This is a genomic window from Streptomyces sp. UH6 (assembly GCF_013421635.1).
GTDB lineage: Bacteria > Actinomycetota > Actinomycetes > Streptomycetales > Streptomycetaceae > Streptomyces > Streptomyces abyssomicinicus.
This window is the reverse complement of the sequence record NZ_JACADT010001070.1, coordinates 1-1,857: the sequence shown is the minus strand read 5'-3', so window position 1 is coordinate 1,857 and position 1,857 is coordinate 1. Positions and strand designations below refer to the sequence as shown.

The window sequence follows — 1,857 nt, the reverse complement described above, 5'->3', positions numbered from 1 at the left end:
TGAGCCGGGCCCGCTGTCACCCGCCCGGGCGGGACGCCGGACCGACGAGGTCCGCCGTCCCGCCCGGGCTCGACGCGTTCCGGGGTCGCCGAGAACCTCGGCGGGCCCCGACGGGCAGACCGTCAACGGTCGACGTGACGTCACACCCGAAGGCGTGAGGCCGCGCCCGCGATCCACCTCCGGAGGTGGGCACCGCGCACCCGGGGACTCACCCGGGGACTCACGCGTGGGCGGGCATTGTGCGCCGTTTCCCAGCGGCGGCCCGCACCCAGGTGGCAATCTGCTGAACAGCAGATACGCAAAGTTGAGGTACGCAGCCGGAGGTGCCGTCCGTGGCGTCCAGTGTCAACCCCACCGTCAGGCGCCGCCGCCTGGGCCAGGAGCTCCGTCGGCTCCGCGAGCAGAAGGGCATGACCGCCGAGGAGGTGGCGGAGCGGCTGCTGGTCTCGCAGTCGAAGATCAGCCGGCTGGAGAACGGGCGCCGGTCCATCAGCCAGCGTGACGTCCGCGACCTCTGCGGAGTCTACGAGGTGGAGGACCAGCGGATCGTCGACTCGCTGATGCAGATGGCCAAGGACTCCCGCCAGCAGGGCTGGTGGCACTCCTTCGGCGACATCCCCTACAGCGTCTACATCGGCCTGGAGACCGACGCGGCCAGCCTGCGCGTGTACGACCCGCAGGTGGTCCCGGGGCTGCTCCAGACGCGGCAGTACGCGGAGTCGCTCATCACCGGCGCGCTGCCGGAGACCGCGGCCGCGGACATCGAGAAGCGGGTGCAGGTCCGGCTGCGCCGGCAGCAGCGGATCAACGCCCCCGAGAACCCGCTGCGCCTGTGGACGGTGCTCGACGAGGCCGCGCTGAAGCGGGTCGTGGGCAACCGGGCCGTGATGCGGGAGCAGTTGGAGCACCTGGTCGAGCAGGCGCAGATGCCGCACGTGACGGTGCAGGTGATCCCGTTCGACCTGGGCGCGCATCCGGGGCTCAACGGGCAGTACGCCATCCTGGAGTTCCCCGACGCGTCGGACTCCAGCGTGGTCTACATCGAGGGCGTCACCAGCGACCTGTACCTGGAGAAGCCGAACGACGTGCAGAAGTACAGCGTGATGTACGAGCACCTGCGGGCCCAGGCCCTGAACGTGGACCAGTCCCGGCAGTTCATCCAGGACATCGCGAAGTCCTACGCGTGAGCGTCGCCGCGCGGGGGCCGTCGCGTGCGGACCGTCACGTGCGGACCGTCGCGTGACCGCCCGGCCGCACCCGCGACTCGGTCACGCTGGGTGACCCGGTACCCCTGGATCCGTTGCCGTTGGACTTTGCCACCGGCAAAAAGGCGAACCGTACATGCACAACTCCTGTTGCGGTAGAGCCTATTGGGACATCCCATCCTCACGAGTGAATGGATACCTCCGAAGCACGAGGCGGCGAGTAGCGTCGATCACGCCAACGGTCACAGGCGGTTGGCGCGCATCACCCCGATCGTCACCCTCAGTTAACTCGGAGTAAAAATGGCTATTCGTCAGGGCGCCACCCCCGCGTGGACCAAGTCGTCCTACTCGACCGGTAACGGAGCGTGCGTGGAGGTCAAGTCGCCGGTGCGCGAGGAGCTCGCCGTGCGGGACTCCAAGGTTCCGGCCGGCCCGACGCTCGCCTTCCCGGCCGACTCCTGGAGCGCGTTCGTCTCCGGTGTCAACCGCGGGGAGTTCGGCGGAGTCTGACCTCCGTCGCGGGAGCCGGTTCCCACCGGCGCCCAGGGCACCAGCCTGTACAGCCCTCTCGTCCGGCTCGCCGTCCTGGCCGAGGGGGCTCGCCCGTGTGCGGGCGGGGGGCTCGCCCGGGTCCCGCCGGGCAGCCCCGCCC

Annotated in this window: 2 protein-coding genes; both read left to right on the top strand. The window is 70.1% G+C overall.

Going from position 1 to position 1,857, the window contains the following annotated elements; all coding sequences use genetic code 11:
- The first annotated feature begins 332 nt into the window (after window positions 1-332).
- Window positions 333-1,187 (top strand): helix-turn-helix transcriptional regulator, encoded by an 855-nt coding sequence (locus tag HW445_RS29295; protein ID WP_180223849.1) that lies wholly within the window; start codon window positions 333-335, stop codon window positions 1,185-1,187.
- 318 nt (window positions 1,188-1,505) lie between these two features.
- Window positions 1,506-1,715 (top strand): DUF397 domain-containing protein, encoded by a 210-nt coding sequence (locus HW445_RS29290; RefSeq protein ID WP_151774391.1) that lies wholly within the window; start codon window positions 1,506-1,508, stop codon window positions 1,713-1,715.
- Window positions 1,716-1,857 lie beyond the last annotated feature (142 nt).